The sequence below is a fragment of the Stenotrophomonas sp. Br8 genome, from assembly GCF_014763005.1.
GTDB classification, from domain to species: domain Bacteria; phylum Pseudomonadota; class Gammaproteobacteria; order Xanthomonadales; family Xanthomonadaceae; genus Stenotrophomonas; species Stenotrophomonas lactitubi.
On the sequence record NZ_JACGTN010000003.1, the window covers coordinates 288,926 to 304,873 of the forward strand.

Consider the following 15,948-nt stretch of genomic DNA (forward strand, 5'->3'; position numbering starts at 1 on the left):
CCACCCCGCCTTCGACAGGTTCACGCGGCTGTTGGTGGGTGTCGACCTTGGTCGACGCGTAGATCCACGCCATGCGTGGATGACATCCAATCCATTCAATGATTTCGAAATCGGTATGAACATCCATCCACGCACGGCGTGGATCTACCAGATGGCGGGACACTGTCAGGGGTGGGGCGGTATGGGCGGGCAGGACCGTTGGCGCCATGGATGTCGCCATCGAGCCCCCATGGATGGGTTTACGGCGTGTCCTGCCTGCCCATACCGCCCCGCCCACCTCGGTAGCCCGCTTTCGCTGTTGCTTCGGCTCCGGCCTCTGCGGGTGCCGGGCGGCAGCCCGGCCAGCACCCCCACCACTTTGGTCTACACATCGGCGGTGCCTTCCACTGCGATAATGCCGCCAGGGGCGACGCGCAGTGGGCGCGGACGTAAGCAGTAACAGGACGTGGCGTGGGCGGCAGGCAGGTGCGTTTCGAAACAGGGGCGGTGCTTGTCCTGCTGCTGGTGTGGTTGGCGTTGCCGTGGCTGGGCCATGCGCGCAGCGTCGACGCCGGCCGCGATTACCTTCTGGTCGGCACCGCGACGGCCGAACCTACGCCCCATCGCGCGTGCACGCCGGAGATGCTGGCCGGGCCGCGCCAGCAGACACGGGTGAATGCACCGCCAGAAGGCTGGTCCGGCGAGCCGCAGGCGCTGGATGTCTTCAATGTCTTTGCCGGCGAAGTGCGGCTGCAGCACGGTGACCGCGAGATCTGCGGCAACATGCAGGACGCGCGCACCCGCGATTCACGCTTCCGTGCGGGCATCGGCATGGTGGCGGTACCCGCTGCCGGCAGCCACGAACCCTTCCTGGTCTCCTGGCAGACGCCGCTGAAGGCACGCTGGGTGCCGACACTGCAACTGGGCGCGCCCAGCCCGGTACAGCAGAACGACACTGCCCGGCTGCTGGTGCGCGCCGCCTGCATCGCCGTGGCAATCGCGCTGGCGCTGTCGGCGCTGATGGCCTATCTGACCACCCGCGACCGTAGTTTCCTGATGTACATCGGTGCCACCCTGGTGCTGGTGCTGTGGCAGTCGATCCTCGGTGGTCTCAGCGGCTATCCCGAACCCTGGCTGCGCGTCGGCGGGCGCGGTGACTGGTGGCTGCTGGCGCTGACGGCAGCGACCCAGGCACTGGTGTTGCCGGCGATGTGGCGCCTGAACGGCGGTGACCGCGTGCTGCCACGTTCGCGCGTGGGCCAGCAGTCGGTGCTGTGGTCCCTGCTCACGCTGGCGGCACTGGTGCCGTGGTTGCAGCGCGATGGACTGGGCGTGGTCGCGCAGGTCCTGCAGGGGACCTTCATCGTCGGCTGCGCACTGTCGTTGGCGATGGGCATCTGGGCCCGCCTGCGCGGCGATGTCTGGTCGCTGGCGGGGCTGGCCGCACTGGCTCCGATGCTGGTGCTGATCGTGGCCGACGCCGCCAGTGCGCACTGGCTGATGGAGTACCGGGTGGAGGCCCTGCAGCTGGCAGTCACCTGGCTGCTGATGATGGCGGCCTACGCGCTCAACCTGCGCCTTGGCCGGCTGCGCCAGCAGCGTGATGAAATGCGCCAGCTCGCCGAGACCGACATGCTGACCGGCCTGCCCAACCGCCGTGCCGGCCTGCACCAGCTGGCCCAGCATCTGCAGGGCGGCGAGCGTGAGAGGGGCCCGCTGGTGATCGGCTTCCTCGATATCGATCTGTTCAAGGACATCAACGATCGCCATGGCCATGAGATCGGTGACCAGGTGCTGGTGGCCGTGGCGCGCGCGCTTCGCGCCGCTGTCCGCAGCGAGGACCAGGTGGTGCGGATGGGGGGCGAGGAGTTCCTGCTGCTGTTGCCGGGCATGCCGCGGGAGATCGCGGCCGCCCGCCTGGAACGCCTGCGCCAGCGCATCACCGAGGCCTGCCGGGACCTGCAGGTGCCCGGTCTGGAGGTGACCGCGAGCATCGGCCTGGCACAGTGGCGGCCGGCCGAAGATGACCTGGCCGCGCTGCTGCGGCGCGCCGACCACGCCATGTACGTGGCCAAGCGCAGTGGCCGCAACCGGGTGTTCGATGGCGAGACCGAAGATCCATTGACCACGGCATGAGGCGGGAAGGGCGGCGATGCCGGATAATGGGGCGATGACCAGCCGACTCAACAAATACATCGCCGACACCGGCTTCTGCTCCCGTCGCGAGGCCGATCGCCTGATCGCCGCCCGCCGCGTCACCGTCAATGGCCATGCCGCCGGCACCGGCGCAGTGGTCGGCGAGGAGGACAAGGTGCTGGTCGACGGCCAGCCGTTGCGCGTTCGCACTGCCCGCAAGCCAGGCGCCCGCCGCCACGTGTACATCGTGCTGAACAAGCCGGTGGGCGTGACCTGCACCACCGAAAGCACGGTGAAGGGCAACATCGTCGACTTCGTCGGCCATGAACAGCGCATCTTCCCGATCGGCCGCCTGGACAAGGAATCGGAAGGCCTGATCCTGATGACCAGCAACGGCGACATCGTCAACCAGATCCTGCGCGCTGAAAACGGCCACCAGAAGGAATACCTGGTGGCGGTGAACAAGCCGGTCACCGACGAATTCCTGCGCGCGATGGCCCGCGGCGTGCGCATCCATGACCAGATGACGCTGCCGTGCAAGACCTCGCGGATCGCCAAGTTCGGTTTCCGCATCACCCTGCAGCAGGGCCTGAACCGGCAGATCCGGTTGATGTCGGCCGAGTTCGGCTATCGCGTGACGCAGCTGCGCCGCGTGCGCATAGACAACATCAAGATCGGTGCGCTGAAGCCCGGCCAGTGGCGCAACCTGACCGAGCAGGAGCTGCACGGCCTGTTGCCGCAGCAGCAGGACTGGTAAACGACGTGTGTAGAGCCGAGCCTATGCTCGGCTGCCGTTGCCCGGGTGCAGTCGAGCATGGGTGCGGCTCTACATCAGCTAGACTTTGCGGCGACCTGCCGGAACGTGACGCTGCATGATCAAGCCCGACAAGCCCGCCAACGAAGCGCTGCGCCTGGAGGCGCTGTACCGCTACCGGATCCTCGATTCCGAACGGGAACGCTCGTTCGATGATCTGGTCGCCATTGCCAAGGCGGTATGCGGCACGACGATGGCGGCCGTGACCCTGATCGACGTCGAGCGGCAGTGGTTCAAGTCGATACAGGGCATCGATGCGGCCGAGACCCTGCGCAGTGATTCGATGTGTGGCCATGCCATCCTGCAACCGCAGGAGATCATGGTGGTCGAGGACGCGCTGCAGGATGTGCGCTTCCACGACAACCCTGTAGTAACTGGCGACCCGCACGTGCGTTTCTATGCCGGTGCACCGCTGATCAGCAGTGACGGCCTGCCGTTGGGCACGCTGTGCGTGTTCGACGCGCGCCCGCAGCACCTGGCAAGCGACAAGGCCGAAGCGCTGGCCGCGCTGTCGCGGCAGGTGATGCTGGTGATGGAGCTGCGCCGCTTCGCGCTGGACATCCAGAAGCACATGCTCGAGCGCGACGACTACGAGCGGCTGCTGTCGGACTACCACGACCTGCTGCTGGCACAGAATGCCGACCTGGCCGAACAGAGCCGGACCGATGCGCTGACCGGCCTGCCCAACCGCCGCGCACTGGCAGCAGCGCTGGGTGAAGCCGTGGTCGCCGTTGATGGGCAGGCGCGGCAGGCCTGTGTGGCGCTGGTGGACATCGACCATTTCAAGCACATCAATGATTTCCAGGGCCATGCGACCGGCGACCGGGTGCTGGCCGAACTGGGGGCGCTGCTGCGCTCGCACTTCGCCGGGCGCGGCATGGCCGCACGCTACGGCGGTGAGGAGTTCGTCGCACTGATGCCGGACGTGGATCTGCGTACCGCCGAGCTGCAATGCGAGTTCCTGCGCGTGGCGGTGTCCAACCTGCCGCTGGGCTTCCCGGTGACGATCAGCATCGGCGTGGCGCAGCACCGGCCTGGTGAAACCTCCGAGCAGACCCTGGCCCGTGCCGATGCCGCGCTGTACCGGGCCAAGGGCGCCGGCCGCAACCGGGTGGAAGTAGCGCCTTGACCGCCGGGGTGGCTGCGGTGGCTTCACGCGATGCGTGGATGCACCAGTAGATCCACGCCACGCGTGGATGACCGGAGCGTTTCCGGACAGTCGCAACCACTGCGATCCCCGTAGGGCACCCTCAACGTCTCACTGCAAGGACGTCGACCATGCTGCAGACCCTGGCCATCGCCAACTACCGATCACTGCATGCGCTGGTGCTGCCGATGCAGCAGCTCAACGTCGTCACCGGCGACAACGGCAGTGGCAAATCCAGCCTGTACCGCGCGCTGCGCCTGCTGGCGGAAACCGCGCAGGGGGGAGTTGCAGCGGTACTCGCCCGGGAGGGTGGATTGGGTTCGGCGCTGTGGGCCGGTCCGGAAAAGATCGACCGCCGCGTGCTGACCGGCGAGATCCCGCTACAGGGCGGGGCGCGGCAGGAATCGGTGGGGCTCAAGCTGGGCTTCGCCACCGATGAATTCGGCTACGCCATCGACCTCGGCTATCCGCCGCCGAGTCGATCGGCCTTCGCGCTGGATCCGCAGATCAAGGCCGAATCAATCTGGGCGGGACCGTTCCTGCGCAGCGCCAACCTGCTGGTCGACCGCCGCGGTGCGCTGGTGCGGCAGCGGCACCCGCGCGGCTGGGACCTGGTGGACGACCGACTGTCCCTGTTCGACAGCCTGTTCACCCAGGTGGGCGATCCGCAGCGCATGCCGGAAGCCATCACCTTGCGCGAGTACATCCGCCGTTGGCGCTTCTACGACCACTTCCGCAGCGATGCCGATGCACCGGCGCGACAACCGGCGATGGCGACCCGTACCCCGGTGCTGCACCATGACGGCCGCGACCTCGCCGCCGCCTGGGTGACGATTCTGGAAATCGGCGATCCGCAGGCGCTGGCGCGCAGTGTCGAGGATGCATTCCCGGGGGCGACGGTCAGCTTCGGGGAACTGGATGGCCGGCTCGCGCTGCGCTTCCACCAGCCCGGGCTGCTGCGGCCACTGTCGATGGCCGAACTGTCCGACGGCACGCTGCGTTTCCTGTTGCTGGCAGCGGCGCTGCACACGCCTCGGCCGCCGCCGCTGCTGGTGCTCAACGAGCCCGAGACCAGCCTGCATCCGGATCTGCTGCCGGCGCTGGCACGCTTGATCATCGCCGCAAGTGCGCGCAGCCAGGTCTGGGTGGTATCGCATGCCACGCGCTTGATCGCCGCGCTGGAGCAGGCACCGCACTGCCATTCGATGCACCTGTACAAGGAGCATGGGCGGACGCTGCTGGGCGGGCAGGGCCTGCTGGATGCACCGGCCTGGCATTGGCCGCAGCGCTGAGACGGGTACCGGGAAGATCCGCGCAATGCGCGGACACACTCAATCGGCGATGTTGCGCGCTTCGGATGTGCCGAGGATCTCCGGATGCTGCACGCGCTTGCGGCGGTTCAGCAGCGGATGCAGGAACACGGCACCGACGATGATCGCCACGCCCAGATAGAACCACGGGGTGACTTCATGCTGCTCGCGCAGCAGCACCACGGCCAGCAACACGGCGTAGACCGGCTCCAGGTTGGTGACCAGCTGCACGGTGTAGGCGCTGAGGTGGCGCAGCGCGACCAGGGCCAGGGCGAACGGCAGCAGCGTGCAGACCCCGGCCAGCACCAGCAGCAGGATGCCGTCGTGCAGGTCGGGAACGATCCACAACGGGCTGGCCAGCGCCGGCAGCAGGTACGGCATCAGCGGTGCCAGCAGGGTCAGGGTGATGGTGCCGGCGCCCAGCTCCAGCGCAGTTACCGTCAGCGGATCGGCATGGCTGACCATGCGCTTGTTGAGCGAGCCGAACACTGCCACCAGCAGGGCCGAGAGCGCGCCGATCAACACGCCCATGCGCATGCCGTCGGGCACGCCGCCCACCACCAGCGCCACACCGGGCAGCACGGCCAGGCCGAAGGCCAGCTCGCGCATCTGGAACGGGCGTTTGGCCACCCACGGTTCGATGATCGAAGTGAACACCGGTGCCAGGGCGATGCAGGTCGCAGCAACCGAGGCATTGGCCAGCTTCACCGCGCCATAGAACGTCAGCCAATGCAGCGCAACCAGCGCGCCGATGCCGGCATAGCCGGCGACCAGCCGCAGCGGCAACGTACGCAGCCCGCGCCAGACCCGCGGCAGCAGTGCCAGCATCGCCACCACCAGCAGCATCCGCCACCACACCAGCGGCAGCGCGGGCAGGGTGATCAACTTGCCGAGGATGGCGGTGACGCCCCACAGCAGGACACAGAAGTGGATCTGCCAAAGCGCTTTGCGGGTGTCGGGTGTGCTCATCGCCCTATTGTGAGGCAAGGCGCATCGGCGGGCGATGCCTGTGGCATGCTCGCGGCGTTGCCACGAGGGAGCCGTGCATGCCCGCTGCCAGTTTTCTTCTGCTGCGCGGCTGGGCGCTGTTGACCGCGCTGGTCGCGGCAGCATCGCTGCTGCTGCAGTTCGCCCTGCTGATGCGCGGCATCGGCGCCAGCCTGGGCCCCGGCGTGGCGAGCCTGCGCTTCTTCAGCTACTTCACCATCCTCAGCAATCTGGCCGTGTGCCTGGGCTGCGTCCGGCTCTGCCGCGGCCGCGCCTTGCGACCGACGGTGGCCGCCACTCTGGCACTGTGCATCGGCGTCACCGGCCTGATCTATCTGCTGGCGCTGCAGGGGCTGTGGCAGCCAACTGGCCTGCAGTGGTGGGCCGATGTCGGTCTGCACTACGTGGTGCCGCTGCTGTATCTGGCCGGTTGGGCGGGGCTGCTGCCTCATGGTGACCTGCGCTGGCGTGCGTTGGGCGCGGTCCTGCTGGTGCCGCTGGCCTACCTGGGCTGGGCGATGCTCACGGCCTCGTGGCTGGGCAGCGCACCGTATCCGTTTCTGGAAGTGCAGCGGATCGGTTCACGTGCATTCGGCCTCAGCCTACTGCGCGTCGGCGGGGTGTTCGTGCTGGGCTGGACACTGCTATGGGCCGTGGATCGCTGGCGCCGTCGATGAGACGTTGCAACGCCATCGCCGCCGCCGGGTTGCGTGCCTTGCCGGCGCCGATGCACAGCAGGTAGACCTCGCGCGGCGCGGCCGCGGCCGGTGGGGCCAGGCAGGGCAGGTCCTCCACTATCTCGCCTCCGGCCCAGCACCGCGCGCGCCCGGCCCAGCGCTGCTGCATCGGCAGGGGCAGACCTTCGCTCAGCCTGGCCTGGCTGCGTTTGATCCGTGCATAGACGAAGCCGGCGGTGATGTCACCGTGCAACGGTGACTCGTCGCTGTCTTCGATCACCAGGGCCACGCCATGCCGGCGCGCCGCTTCGACCAGTTCGCTTCCATGGACGCTGGCGTTGCGCACCTCCAGTGCATGCTGCAACACCGTTCCATCCAGCCGCTTTGGCAACTGTGCCATGAAGGTGTCCAGCGCCTCGGCATCGGCCGGGTGCTGCGGGTCGAACTGCCAGAGCAACGGGCCAAGCCGGTCGCCGAGAGCGATGGCTGCCTGCAGGAACGAGCCAGCTGCCTCGACCGTGGACGATAGATCTCGCCGCTGCACAAGATGGCGCGGCGCTTTCATCGAGAAGCGGAAGCCGTCCGGCGTCTGCGCGGCCCATTGCGCACACTGGGTCGCTGTCGGGGTGCGGTAGAAGGTGCCGTTGATTTCGATGCAGCGCAACGCGCGGCTGGCGTAGGCCAGCTCTTCGCGCTGGATCAACCCTGGTGGATAGAAGGCGCCACCACGCCATTGCGGGTACACCCAGCCGCCGATACCGCAGCGGACCGGCGCCGTAGACGCTGATCGTGCCGTCATTGCGTGTGTTCCGCCCGCCACGGATCGTAACTGCCGAACCACCACAGGTAGCCTTCCGGGTCGGCGCAGGCATAGCCACGCCCACCGTAGGCCTGGTCGGCGATGTCGATGACGATGCGCGCACCGGCGGCCTTGGCCCGTGCATAGTGGGCGTCGGCGTCGGTGACAATCACGCAGGCGCTCTGGGTCTGCCGACCGCCGACTTCATCGGGCATCACCGCCAGCTTGGCCCATTCGCCGCTGTTGCTGGCAGATCCGAGCATGATCATGCCCTGGCCGAACACCAGCTGTGCGTGGTGCACGGTATCGCCGTCGGCATACACGGCCTGCGCGTGAAAACCGAACGCGCGCTGCAGCCAGTCGATGGCCGCCAGCGCATCGCGGTAGCGCAGGCACGGAATGATGGTGGAGCCGTTGCTGCTCTGGCCGTTCGCACCCATGACACCCCTCCTATGGCACAGGGCAGGCTGCACCCGGGACCGTTACCATCGCGCGAAACCCCGGTGACGGCGTGCACATGGCCGCTACCCCTGTTCGGAGATGGTGCTGGATGAATACCTGGATCGGAGGAGCCGTGCTGCTTGCGTGCACGACCATGGCCAATGCGGCGACGCCGCAGCAGCTGCAGGACCTGGATGCGACCGTCGAGCGCGTGCGCGCGCAGTTCGACGTACCCGGTATCGCCGTGGCCGTGGTCAAGGACGGGCAGGTGGTGCTGGAGCGCGGCTGGGGCGTGCGTGAACTGGGCAAGCCGGCGCCGGTCGAGGCCGACACCCTGTTCGCCATCGCCTCCAACACCAAGGCCTTCACTGCCACCTCGCTGAATCTGCTGGCCGAGGACGGCAAGCTGAAGATGGACGACAAGGTGATCGACCACCTGCCATCGTTCCGCATGTCCGATCCGTTCGTGACCGGGCAGATGACGATCCGCGACCTGCTTTCGCACCGCAGTGGCCTGAGCCTGGGCGCGGGCGACCTGCTGTTCTGGCCGACCACGTCCTACAGCAATGCCGAAGTCGTGCAGCGCCTTGGCCAGGTGCCGCTGAAAGGTGGTTTCCGCGAGCGCTATGCCTACGACAACATCCTGTATGCGGTCGCCCAGCAGGTGGTCGAGCACGTCTCGGGCATGAGCTACCAGCAGTTCCTGCAGACGCGCATCTTCGACAAGGTCGGCATGGCCGGCACGCGTTACAACGCCGATCACCTCAGGGCTGGCGACAACGCTGCGGTCGGTCACGCCAAGTACGATTTCAAGGATCTGCGTACCGTTGCGCCGTTGACCTGGTCGAACAACGCCGGGGCCGGTGGCATCTGTTCCAGTGCCCACGACATGGCACGCTGGATGCAGGTGCAGCTGGCCGAAGGCAAGCTGGCCGATGGCACGCCGCTGTTCACTGCCAAGAGCCAGCAGCAGATGTGGCAGATGATCACGCCGCAGACGATTCCGGCGCCGAGCGTGCCGGAGCTGGCGCCGGCGCGGGCCAACTTCGCCGGCTATGGCGAGGGCTGGAGCCTGAGCGACTATCGCGGCCAGAAGCTGGTCTGGCACACCGGTGGCTGGCCGGGCATGGTTTCGCGGCTGACGCTGGTGCCGGGCGAGAAGCTGGGCGTGGTGGTGCTGACCAACCAGGAAGTGGGTGCGGCATTCAATGCGATCACGCTGAGCGTGCTTGATGCCTACCTGGGCGGTGAAAAGCACGACTGGGTGGATGCCTATGCGAAGGGCGTGGCCAAGGGCCAGGACAAGGCCGACGAAGCGTGGGCCAAGCACCAGGCGGAGCGTGACAAGGGCAGCAGGCCGTCATTGCCGCTGGCCGGGTATGCGGCCACCTACCGCGATCGCTGGTATGGCGACATGGTCATCCGCGCGGAAGGCAAGGACCTTCGGCTGCGCTTCGCAAAGACGGCACAGTTGAGCGGCCGCCTGGAACACTGGCAGCACGACACCTTCATCGTGCGCTGGGATGATCGCTCGCTCAATGCCGATGCGTTCGTGAATTTCAGCCTGGACCCGGATGGAAAAGTGCGCGAGGTGCGCATGCAGCCGATCTCCGACCTGACCGATTTCAGCTTCGATTTCCAGGATCTGCTGTTCACCCCGGTGAAATAACGCCGCCGGGCGTGGCGCTACTGTTTGGCCGAGCGGATTGGTAGCGCCGGACCACGTCCGGCGAGCGCGTAGCGCGGTTGCAGGGGCCGCCGGGCATGGCCCGGCGCTACCCGGAACCGGGGGCGGTCGTCGGCCGGCGTACACACGCGGCGTGGGATACTCCGTCGGCTATCGATGGCGAGGGAATGCGATGTTCCGTTGGTTTGAATCCCTGATTCCGGTGTTTCCGCCCATTGACGGGCGCATGCCGCCGCGCACCGTGGTGCCGTTCTACCTGCACTACCTGCGACCGGTGTGGCCGGTGCTGCTGGCCACCCTGATCGCCGGCCTGCTGCTGGCGCTGGTGGAAGTGGCGATGTTCGATTTCCTCGGCCGCATCGTCGACATGGTTGCCGAGCAGCCGGGCGCGGACTTCTTCCGGCGCCATGCCGATACCCTGGGCTGGATGCTGTTCATCACGGTCATCGCGCGCCCGATCCTGGTCGGCCTGCACAACCTGCTGGTCAACCAGGCCATCGTGCCGGGCCTGAGCAATCGCTCGCGCTGGTTGATGCACAACTACGTGGTGCGGCAGAGCCTGAGCTTCTTCCAGAACGACTTCGCCGGCAGCATGGCCAACCGGGTGATGCAGACCGGTACCTCGCTGCGCGAGTCGGCGGTGCAGATGGTCGATTCGCTGTGGTACATCGTGGTCTACACCGGCACCGCGCTGTACCTGTTCGCGCAGGCCGACTGGCGGTTGATGGTGCCGCTGATCCTGTGGCTGCTGGCCTACGTGGTGATCATGATCTACTTCGTGCCGCGCGCGAAGGAACGCGCCTGGATCGCGTCAGAGGCGCGCTCCAAGGCGATGGGGCGCATCGTCGACGGCTACACCAACATTCCCACGCTGAAGCTGTTCGCCCATGGCGGCCGCGAGCAGGCCTATGTCGCCGATTCGATCCAGGAACTGGCGGTCAAGCACCGCGCGCAGACCCGGATCACCACCGGCATGGACCTGACCATCGCCATCGTCAACGGTTTCCTCATCGCCGGTACCTGCGGCCTGGCGTTGTGGCTGTGGAACGGCGGACACATCACCGTCGGCGCGATCACTCTGGCGACCGGTCTGGTGATCCGCATCCACAACATGTCCGGTTGGATCATGTGGACCATCAACGGCATCTTCGAAGACATCGGCACCGTGCAGGATGGCATCACCACCATCGCCCAGCCGCTGACGGTGCAGGACCGCGAGGATGCGGTGCCGCTGCAGGTGACACGTGGCGGTGTGCATTTCCAGGATGTCCATTTCCATTACGGCAAGAAGGGTGGCGTGATCGCTGGCCTTGAGCTGCTGGTGAAGCCGGGTGAGAAGATCGGTCTGGTCGGCCCATCCGGTGCCGGCAAGTCGACGCTGGTGAACGTGCTGCTGCGGCTGTACGACCTGGAAAGCGGTCGCATCCTGATCGACGACCAGGACATTGCCTACGTCACCCAGGAAAGCCTGCGCCAGCAGATCGGTGTGGTTACCCAGGACACCTCGCTGCTGCACCGTTCGATCCGCGACAACCTGCTGTACGGGCGCCCGGATGCCAGCGACGAGCAGCTGCGCGCGGCCGTGGCCAAGGCGCGCGCGGAAGCCTTCATCGATACGCTGGTCGACGGCGAAGGGCGTCGTGGCTACGACGCGCACGTCGGCGAGCGCGGCGTGAAGCTGTCCGGTGGCCAGCGCCAGCGCATCGCCATTGCCCGCGTGCTGCTGAAGGATGCGCCGATCCTGGTGCTGGACGAGGCCACCTCGGCGCTGGACTCGGAAGTGGAAGCGGCGATCCAGGACAACCTGGACGAGCTGATGGGTGGCAAGACGGTGATCGCGATCGCCCATCGACTGTCGACCATCGCCCGCATGGACCGGCTGGTGGTGATGGACCAGGGCCGCATCGTCGAGACCGGTACCCATGCCGAGCTGATCGAGGCTGGCGGGCTGTACGCACGCTTGTGGGCGCGGCAGACCGGTGGGTTTGTCGCCGCCGGGGAGTAGATCCACGCCATGCGTGGATGCACCGCTCGGAAGGCAATGCTCCACAGGGTTGGTTGAAAGGAAACTGGGCTGATTTCTTGCTGCCAAGACCAGGAAAAGGTGCGCCTTGAACATTACCGACTTTCTGCTGATGGACTATGAGGGTGATGAAATCGAAGCGGATGCGCATGGCAGCAACATCGCATTCCTCTGCTTCGACTGCGGGCATCCAGTCCTGGCCAGCGCGTTGGATGAGCAGCGGGGCAGCGACGAGGAGCATCCGTCCAAATGCCGTGGCTGCGGTGCAGAGTATTTTCTCGATGTCCGGCCACACGCGGAAAAACTCTACATCCACATGCTCTGAACCGACGAGCATCCACGCATGGCGTGGATCTACTGCAGGATCCGGGTGGATGGGATGCGCCTGCACACATGGAAATGAAAACGGCCCGGGTCTCCCCGGGCCGTTTTCGTTCAACTCACACCCGACCGATCACTCGATCGGCTGGTCCAGCATCAGCTGGCGCGCGAAGCGCACCGGCGGGGCGCCGTAGGACAGCATCTGGTCGTGGTAGGCCTTCAGGTTGAACTTGTCACCCAGCTTGTCCTGCATCGCCTTGCGGGTGTCGAAGTGTTCCTGTGCACCGACGAAGTAGGTCGGCAGCTGTGCCGAGGTCAGCTGCGCACGCACCCACTTGCCCGAGGCTTCGCTTTCCTGCTGGAAGGCGTCGTGGGTCATCAGGTGCATCGCCTTCTCGCGATCCCAGTTGTCCACGTGCACGCCCTGGTCGAGGATCGCGTTGGAGATGGTGCGCAGGTAGAACTTCAACTGCACCAGGTGGAACAGCGGGTCGTTGTTGAGGTAACCCTGCTCCTGCATCATGCGCTCGGTGTAGACCGCCCAGCCTTCGGCGAACAGGCCCGAGCGCAGCACGGCGCGCAGGGTGGAGGGGAACTTGGCCGAGTGCCAGCCTTCCAGGTAGTGGCCCGGGGTGCCTTCGTGGATGCTCAGCAGGTGGATCATGCGCGAGTTGTACTCACGCAGGAACGAGTCAACCTGCTTGTCGTTCCAGTCGTCCGGAATCGGCGAAACGGCGTAGAACGTCTTCAGGTTCTTGTCCAGCGGGCCCGGCGAATCGCAGTACGCCACGGCCACGCCACGCTGGAATTCCGGCATCAGGATGATGTCCACCGGCGCGTCGGGCAGGGTCATCAGGTCGTGCTCGCGGACGAACGCGGTGGACTGCTCCAGTGCGGCCTTGGCATCGTCGACAACCTTGTCGCGCGCCGGCTTGTCAGCGTAGGCCAGCTCCAGCGCGGCCTCGATCGCCTTCTGCTGCTGTTCGTCGCTCGGCTGCGCCGGCATTTCCGGTGCGCCCGGCTTGTCCTTCAGCACGGTCTGCGCGATGCCGTACATGTCCTCGCGCACGCGCTTCAGTTCGGCGCGCGCACGCTCACCGATCTCCTGCCGCGACAGCGAGGAATTCAGCGCGAACTTCAGCTTCTGGTCGTACTTTTCCGCACCGATGCGGAAGTCACCCTTGGCGTTCGGCACCAGGGTCTTGTCCAGCCAGGTCTGCTGCTCGTCCACGGCCTTCTTCAGGCCGTCGATGGCGGCCTGCAGGCGCTGCTGGTCGGCCTGCGGCAACTCGCCGATGTGCGGGGTGATGAAGGTATCGACGATGCTGAGGATGCCCTTGTTCTGCTTGGCCACGGTCTCGGCATGGATCTTCGGCACGCGTGCCGGATCCAGGTTTTCGCGGGCCTGGGCAAAGATCGCCGGCAGCTTTTCCATGCGCGCGGTGGCCGACTTCAGGCGCTCCGGCAGCGGCGCGAACTCGCGCGCCATCAGGCCGTAGATCGCGCTGCCGGCGATACCGTTGTACAGCTGCGGGTCCCACTTGCCGGACTGCATCACCTCGGCATTCCAGATTTCCGACTGCAGCTGGTTGCGCAGGATCGCTGCATCTACCTGGTTCTCGCGGCCCAGCTTGGCCACCTCGATCTTGTCCAGCTCGCCCAGCAGGCCCTTGTAGGCGTCCACGGTCTTCTGCTGGCCGGCCGCGCTCAGGTCGTCGATCTCGCTGTCATAGCGGTGGTCGCCGATCTGGGTGGCGCTGACCGGGGACAGCTGCATCCAGGTGTCCAGGGCACGCTTGGACAGGTCGGCGAAGGCGGCATCGACCGCCGCATCACCAGCCTGCTGGCTGGCGGCCGGGGTGGAACCGTTGGTCGGGGCATCGGCCGGCTGGCAACCGGCAAGGGCGGCGACGAGGGCGAGGGCAAGAAGATGCGGGCGCATCGGCATTCCTGTACGGGGTCAATCCCCGAGCATAGGCCCCCGGGGCTGCTTTGTCCCCGTGCCATAGGATTACCATGGGCGCACACAAGGACCCTCCAGCGGAGCGCAGGACATGGAATACCAGGGAAGCTGCCATTGCGGCAGGATCGCATTCACCGTGCAGGCTGATGCACCCATCAAGGACGTCATCGACTGCAACTGCTCGATGTGCCGCCGCCGCGGCAGCCTGCTCTGGTTCGCCCCGCGCGAGGCGTTCCAGCTGGGCACCGACATCGCCGACGTGGCGACCTACCAGTTCAACACCCACAACATCGATCACCATCACTGCCGCGCGTGCGGCACCGCGCCGTACAGCGAGGCGGTGGACCCGCGCAGTGGCCTGCCGATGGTGGCGATCAACGTGCGCTGCCTGCCACAGGTAGAGTTGGGTGGATTGTCGATCACCTCGTTCGATGGAGCCTCGCGATGACGGCGCCTCGCGTGTGGACGCGTGTGGTTATCGTGCCGGCATTGCTGCTGGCGCTGGCGGCCTGTGCCAAGAACGGTGAGCGAGCGCAGGAGTCCGGCGCAGTCGCTGCCGATGCCGATGCCGCTGTCGCTTCGCCGGAAGGCGCTTTCCTGGCCTACGAGCACGATGTGCAGGTGCAGCTGGAAGCGGCGCAGATCGCGCCGCGCATCCAGCAGGTCGCGCAGGCCTGCCAGAACGCGAAGTTCGGTGAGTGCGCGGTGCTGCAGGTGGATCAGCGCAGTGGCGAACAGCCCAGTGGCGAAGTCAAGGTTCGCATCGCGCCGAAGGGCGTGGAATCGCTGATCGGCCTGGCCGGCGAAGGCGGCAAGCTGCAGGCGCGCAACACGCGTGCCGAGGACCTGGCCCAGCAGGTGGCCGACACCGCGCTGACCAAGGCTCGGCTGGAGAAGGAGCACGCGCGGCTGCTGTCCTACCAGGACCGCGGCGATCTGAAGATCGAGGATCTGATGGCGATTACCACCCGCCTGTCAGAGATCGAAGCGGGTGTGGAGCAGGCCACCAAGGACGCCGCCCAGCAGCGCAGGCGCATCGATACCCAGCTGGTGACGATGCATTTCGACACCACCTCCGGCCAGCGCAGCCGCAGCGAGATCGGCGAAGCACTGAGCGAGTCGGGCAGCATTCTCAGCACCAGCGTGGCATTCCTGATCCGTGCTGCGGCCGCTTTGCTGCCGGTGGGCGTGGTGGCGCTGGTGATGGCCTGGATCGTCCGTGCGCTGATCCGTCGTCGCCGCCGCAAAGCCTGATCGACACCGCGCGATGCGCTCGCCGGGCATGGCCCGGCGCTACCGGAATGTGCAGAAGGTAGCGCCGGGCCATGCCCGGCGGCTGTTCACCCTTCGTCGGTCTCGTACTCGACGAACACATCCAGTTCCAGCGCCAGTTCCTGCACCGCATCGCGCACCTTCTGCGCGGTGCTTTCGTTGCCCACTTCCACTTCCAGTTCGTGGGTACCCGGGCCGATGTCGTCGGACAGCCCGGCCGAGCTGGAATCATCGTCGTCCATGTGCGGCATCAGGTCGTCGGTCTCTTCGACGTGTTCGATGCCTTCCAGGCCGAGCAGCAGGTCGCTGATCGCGCGGGCATCGTCTTCGGTTCCGGTAATTCGCAGTCGCAGCAGGGCCATGGCAGAAGCACGTTGTGGGGTTCGCCTGCA

15 protein-coding genes are annotated in these 15,948 nt (G+C 66.5%); 10 read left to right on the forward strand and 5 right to left on the reverse strand.

What is annotated here, in order from left to right; translation table 11 throughout:
• Positions 1 to 450: 450 nt before the first annotated feature.
• From H3005_RS02660 to H3005_RS02675, 4 genes are all read left to right on the forward strand, one after another.
• Positions 451 to 2,115 carry a GGDEF domain-containing protein gene (locus H3005_RS02660; RefSeq protein ID WP_100551993.1) on the forward strand — a complete coding sequence of 555 codons (1,665 nt, stop codon included), beginning with the start codon at positions 451 to 453 and terminating at the stop codon, positions 2,113 to 2,115.
• 34 nt (positions 2,116 to 2,149) lie between these two features.
• Positions 2,150 to 2,872, forward strand: coding sequence for a pseudouridine synthase (locus tag H3005_RS02665; protein ID WP_099821461.1), 723 nt, complete (start codon positions 2,150 to 2,152; stop codon positions 2,870 to 2,872).
• Positions 2,873 to 2,987: 115 nt separating this feature from the next.
• Positions 2,988 to 4,058: a sensor domain-containing diguanylate cyclase gene (locus tag H3005_RS02670; RefSeq protein WP_100551994.1), complete on the forward strand. Its 1,071-nt coding sequence runs from the start codon at positions 2,988 to 2,990 to the stop codon at positions 4,056 to 4,058.
• A 149-nt stretch (positions 4,059 to 4,207) separates the two neighbouring features.
• Positions 4,208 to 5,368 (forward strand): AAA family ATPase, encoded by a 1,161-nt coding sequence (locus H3005_RS02675; protein WP_100551995.1) that lies wholly within the window; start codon positions 4,208 to 4,210, stop codon positions 5,366 to 5,368.
• 39 nt (positions 5,369 to 5,407) lie between these two features.
• Here the strand turns inward: H3005_RS02675 and H3005_RS02680 are convergent, their stop codons facing one another.
• Positions 5,408 to 6,355, reverse strand: a complete 948-nt coding sequence (locus tag H3005_RS02680) for a DMT family transporter (protein WP_100464207.1) — start codon at positions 6,353 to 6,355, stop codon at positions 5,408 to 5,410.
• A 77-nt stretch (positions 6,356 to 6,432) separates the two neighbouring features.
• On the opposite strand from H3005_RS02680, the gene H3005_RS02685 reads away from it, so the two are divergent.
• Positions 6,433 to 7,050, forward strand: a complete 618-nt coding sequence (locus H3005_RS02685) for a Pr6Pr family membrane protein (RefSeq protein ID WP_100551996.1) — start codon at positions 6,433 to 6,435, stop codon at positions 7,048 to 7,050.
• On the opposite strand, the gene H3005_RS02690 is transcribed toward H3005_RS02685, so the two are convergent.
• Together H3005_RS02690 and H3005_RS02695 are read right to left on the reverse strand one after the other, a co-directional pair.
• On the reverse strand, positions 6,971 to 7,849 hold the full coding sequence (locus H3005_RS02690) for a DUF72 domain-containing protein (protein ID WP_191077527.1): 879 nt from the start codon (positions 7,847 to 7,849) through the stop codon (positions 6,971 to 6,973). The two genes, H3005_RS02685 and H3005_RS02690, sit on opposite strands and share 80 nt — an antisense overlap.
• Entirely contained in the window at positions 7,846 to 8,289 is a 444-nt protein-coding gene (locus H3005_RS02695; RefSeq protein ID WP_191077528.1) for a VOC family protein, read from the reverse strand. The genes H3005_RS02690 and H3005_RS02695 overlap by 4 nt, the downstream gene beginning before the upstream one ends.
• A 110-nt stretch (positions 8,290 to 8,399) precedes the next feature.
• On the opposite strand from H3005_RS02695, the gene H3005_RS02700 reads away from it, so the two are divergent.
• From H3005_RS02700 to H3005_RS02710, 3 genes are all read left to right on the forward strand, one after another.
• On the forward strand, positions 8,400 to 9,959 hold the full coding sequence (locus H3005_RS02700; RefSeq protein ID WP_191077529.1) for a serine hydrolase: 1,560 nt from the start codon (positions 8,400 to 8,402) through the stop codon (positions 9,957 to 9,959).
• A 190-nt stretch (positions 9,960 to 10,149) separates the two neighbouring features.
• Positions 10,150 to 11,982 carry a multidrug efflux ABC transporter SmrA gene (smrA, locus tag H3005_RS02705; RefSeq protein WP_191077530.1) on the forward strand — a complete coding sequence of 611 codons (1,833 nt, stop codon included), beginning with the start codon at positions 10,150 to 10,152 and terminating at the stop codon, positions 11,980 to 11,982.
• A gap of 106 nt (positions 11,983 to 12,088) precedes the next feature.
• Positions 12,089 to 12,325, forward strand: a complete 237-nt coding sequence (locus H3005_RS02710) for a hypothetical protein (RefSeq protein WP_100552001.1) — start codon at positions 12,089 to 12,091, stop codon at positions 12,323 to 12,325.
• 129 nt (positions 12,326 to 12,454) lie between these two features.
• On the opposite strand, the gene H3005_RS02715 is transcribed toward H3005_RS02710, so the two are convergent.
• A complete protein-coding gene (locus tag H3005_RS02715) occupies positions 12,455 to 14,263 on the reverse strand; it encodes a DUF885 domain-containing protein (protein WP_191077531.1) in 1,809 nt (602 codons plus the stop codon).
• Between the two features lie 112 nt (positions 14,264 to 14,375).
• Between H3005_RS02715 and H3005_RS02720 the strand changes: the two genes are divergently transcribed.
• Both H3005_RS02720 and H3005_RS02725 read left to right on the forward strand, forming a co-directional pair.
• Positions 14,376 to 14,732, forward strand: coding sequence for a GFA family protein (locus H3005_RS02720; RefSeq protein WP_089239800.1), 357 nt, complete (start codon positions 14,376 to 14,378; stop codon positions 14,730 to 14,732).
• The gene (locus H3005_RS02725) at positions 14,729 to 15,538 is read left to right on the forward strand and encodes a DUF4349 domain-containing protein (protein WP_191077532.1); all 810 of its coding nucleotides are present in this window, start codon (positions 14,729 to 14,731) and stop codon (positions 15,536 to 15,538) included. The genes H3005_RS02720 and H3005_RS02725 overlap by 4 nt, the downstream gene beginning before the upstream one ends.
• Positions 15,539 to 15,624: 86 nt before the next feature.
• On the opposite strand, the gene H3005_RS02730 is transcribed toward H3005_RS02725, so the two are convergent.
• Positions 15,625 to 15,918, reverse strand: coding sequence for a hypothetical protein (locus tag H3005_RS02730; RefSeq protein ID WP_025877698.1), 294 nt, complete (start codon positions 15,916 to 15,918; stop codon positions 15,625 to 15,627).
• Between the last annotated feature and the right edge of the window lie 30 nt (positions 15,919 to 15,948).

Bases quoted from the DNA above. Each gene is read 5' to 3' on its own strand.
- H3005_RS02670 (WP_100551994.1), top strand. From the start codon at position 2,988: ATGATCAAGCCCGACAAGCCCGCCAACGAAGCGCTGCGCCTGGAGGCG.
- H3005_RS02725 (WP_191077532.1), top strand. From the start codon at position 14,729: ATGACGGCGCCTCGCGTGTGGACGCGTGTGGTTATCGTGCCGGCATTG.
- H3005_RS02730 (WP_025877698.1), bottom strand. From the start codon at position 15,918: ATGGCCCTGCTGCGACTGCGAATTACCGGAACCGAAGACGATGCCCGC.
- H3005_RS02715 (WP_191077531.1), bottom strand. From the start codon at position 14,263: ATGCGCCCGCATCTTCTTGCCCTCGCCCTCGTCGCCGCCCTTGCCGGT.
- H3005_RS02695 (WP_191077528.1), bottom strand. From the start codon at position 8,289: ATGGGTGCGAACGGCCAGAGCAGCAACGGCTCCACCATCATTCCGTGC.
- H3005_RS02680 (WP_100464207.1), bottom strand. From the start codon at position 6,355: ATGAGCACACCCGACACCCGCAAAGCGCTTTGGCAGATCCACTTCTGT.
- H3005_RS02675 (WP_100551995.1), top strand. From the start codon at position 4,208: ATGCTGCAGACCCTGGCCATCGCCAACTACCGATCACTGCATGCGCTG.
- H3005_RS02690 (WP_191077527.1), bottom strand. From the start codon at position 7,849: ATGACGGCACGATCAGCGTCTACGGCGCCGGTCCGCTGCGGTATCGGC.
- H3005_RS02685 (WP_100551996.1), top strand. From the start codon at position 6,433: ATGCCCGCTGCCAGTTTTCTTCTGCTGCGCGGCTGGGCGCTGTTGACC.
- H3005_RS02700 (WP_191077529.1), top strand. From the start codon at position 8,400: ATGAATACCTGGATCGGAGGAGCCGTGCTGCTTGCGTGCACGACCATG.
- H3005_RS02720 (WP_089239800.1), top strand. From the start codon at position 14,376: ATGGAATACCAGGGAAGCTGCCATTGCGGCAGGATCGCATTCACCGTG.
- H3005_RS02665 (WP_099821461.1), top strand. From the start codon at position 2,150: ATGACCAGCCGACTCAACAAATACATCGCCGACACCGGCTTCTGCTCC.
- smrA (WP_191077530.1), top strand. From the start codon at position 10,150: ATGTTCCGTTGGTTTGAATCCCTGATTCCGGTGTTTCCGCCCATTGAC.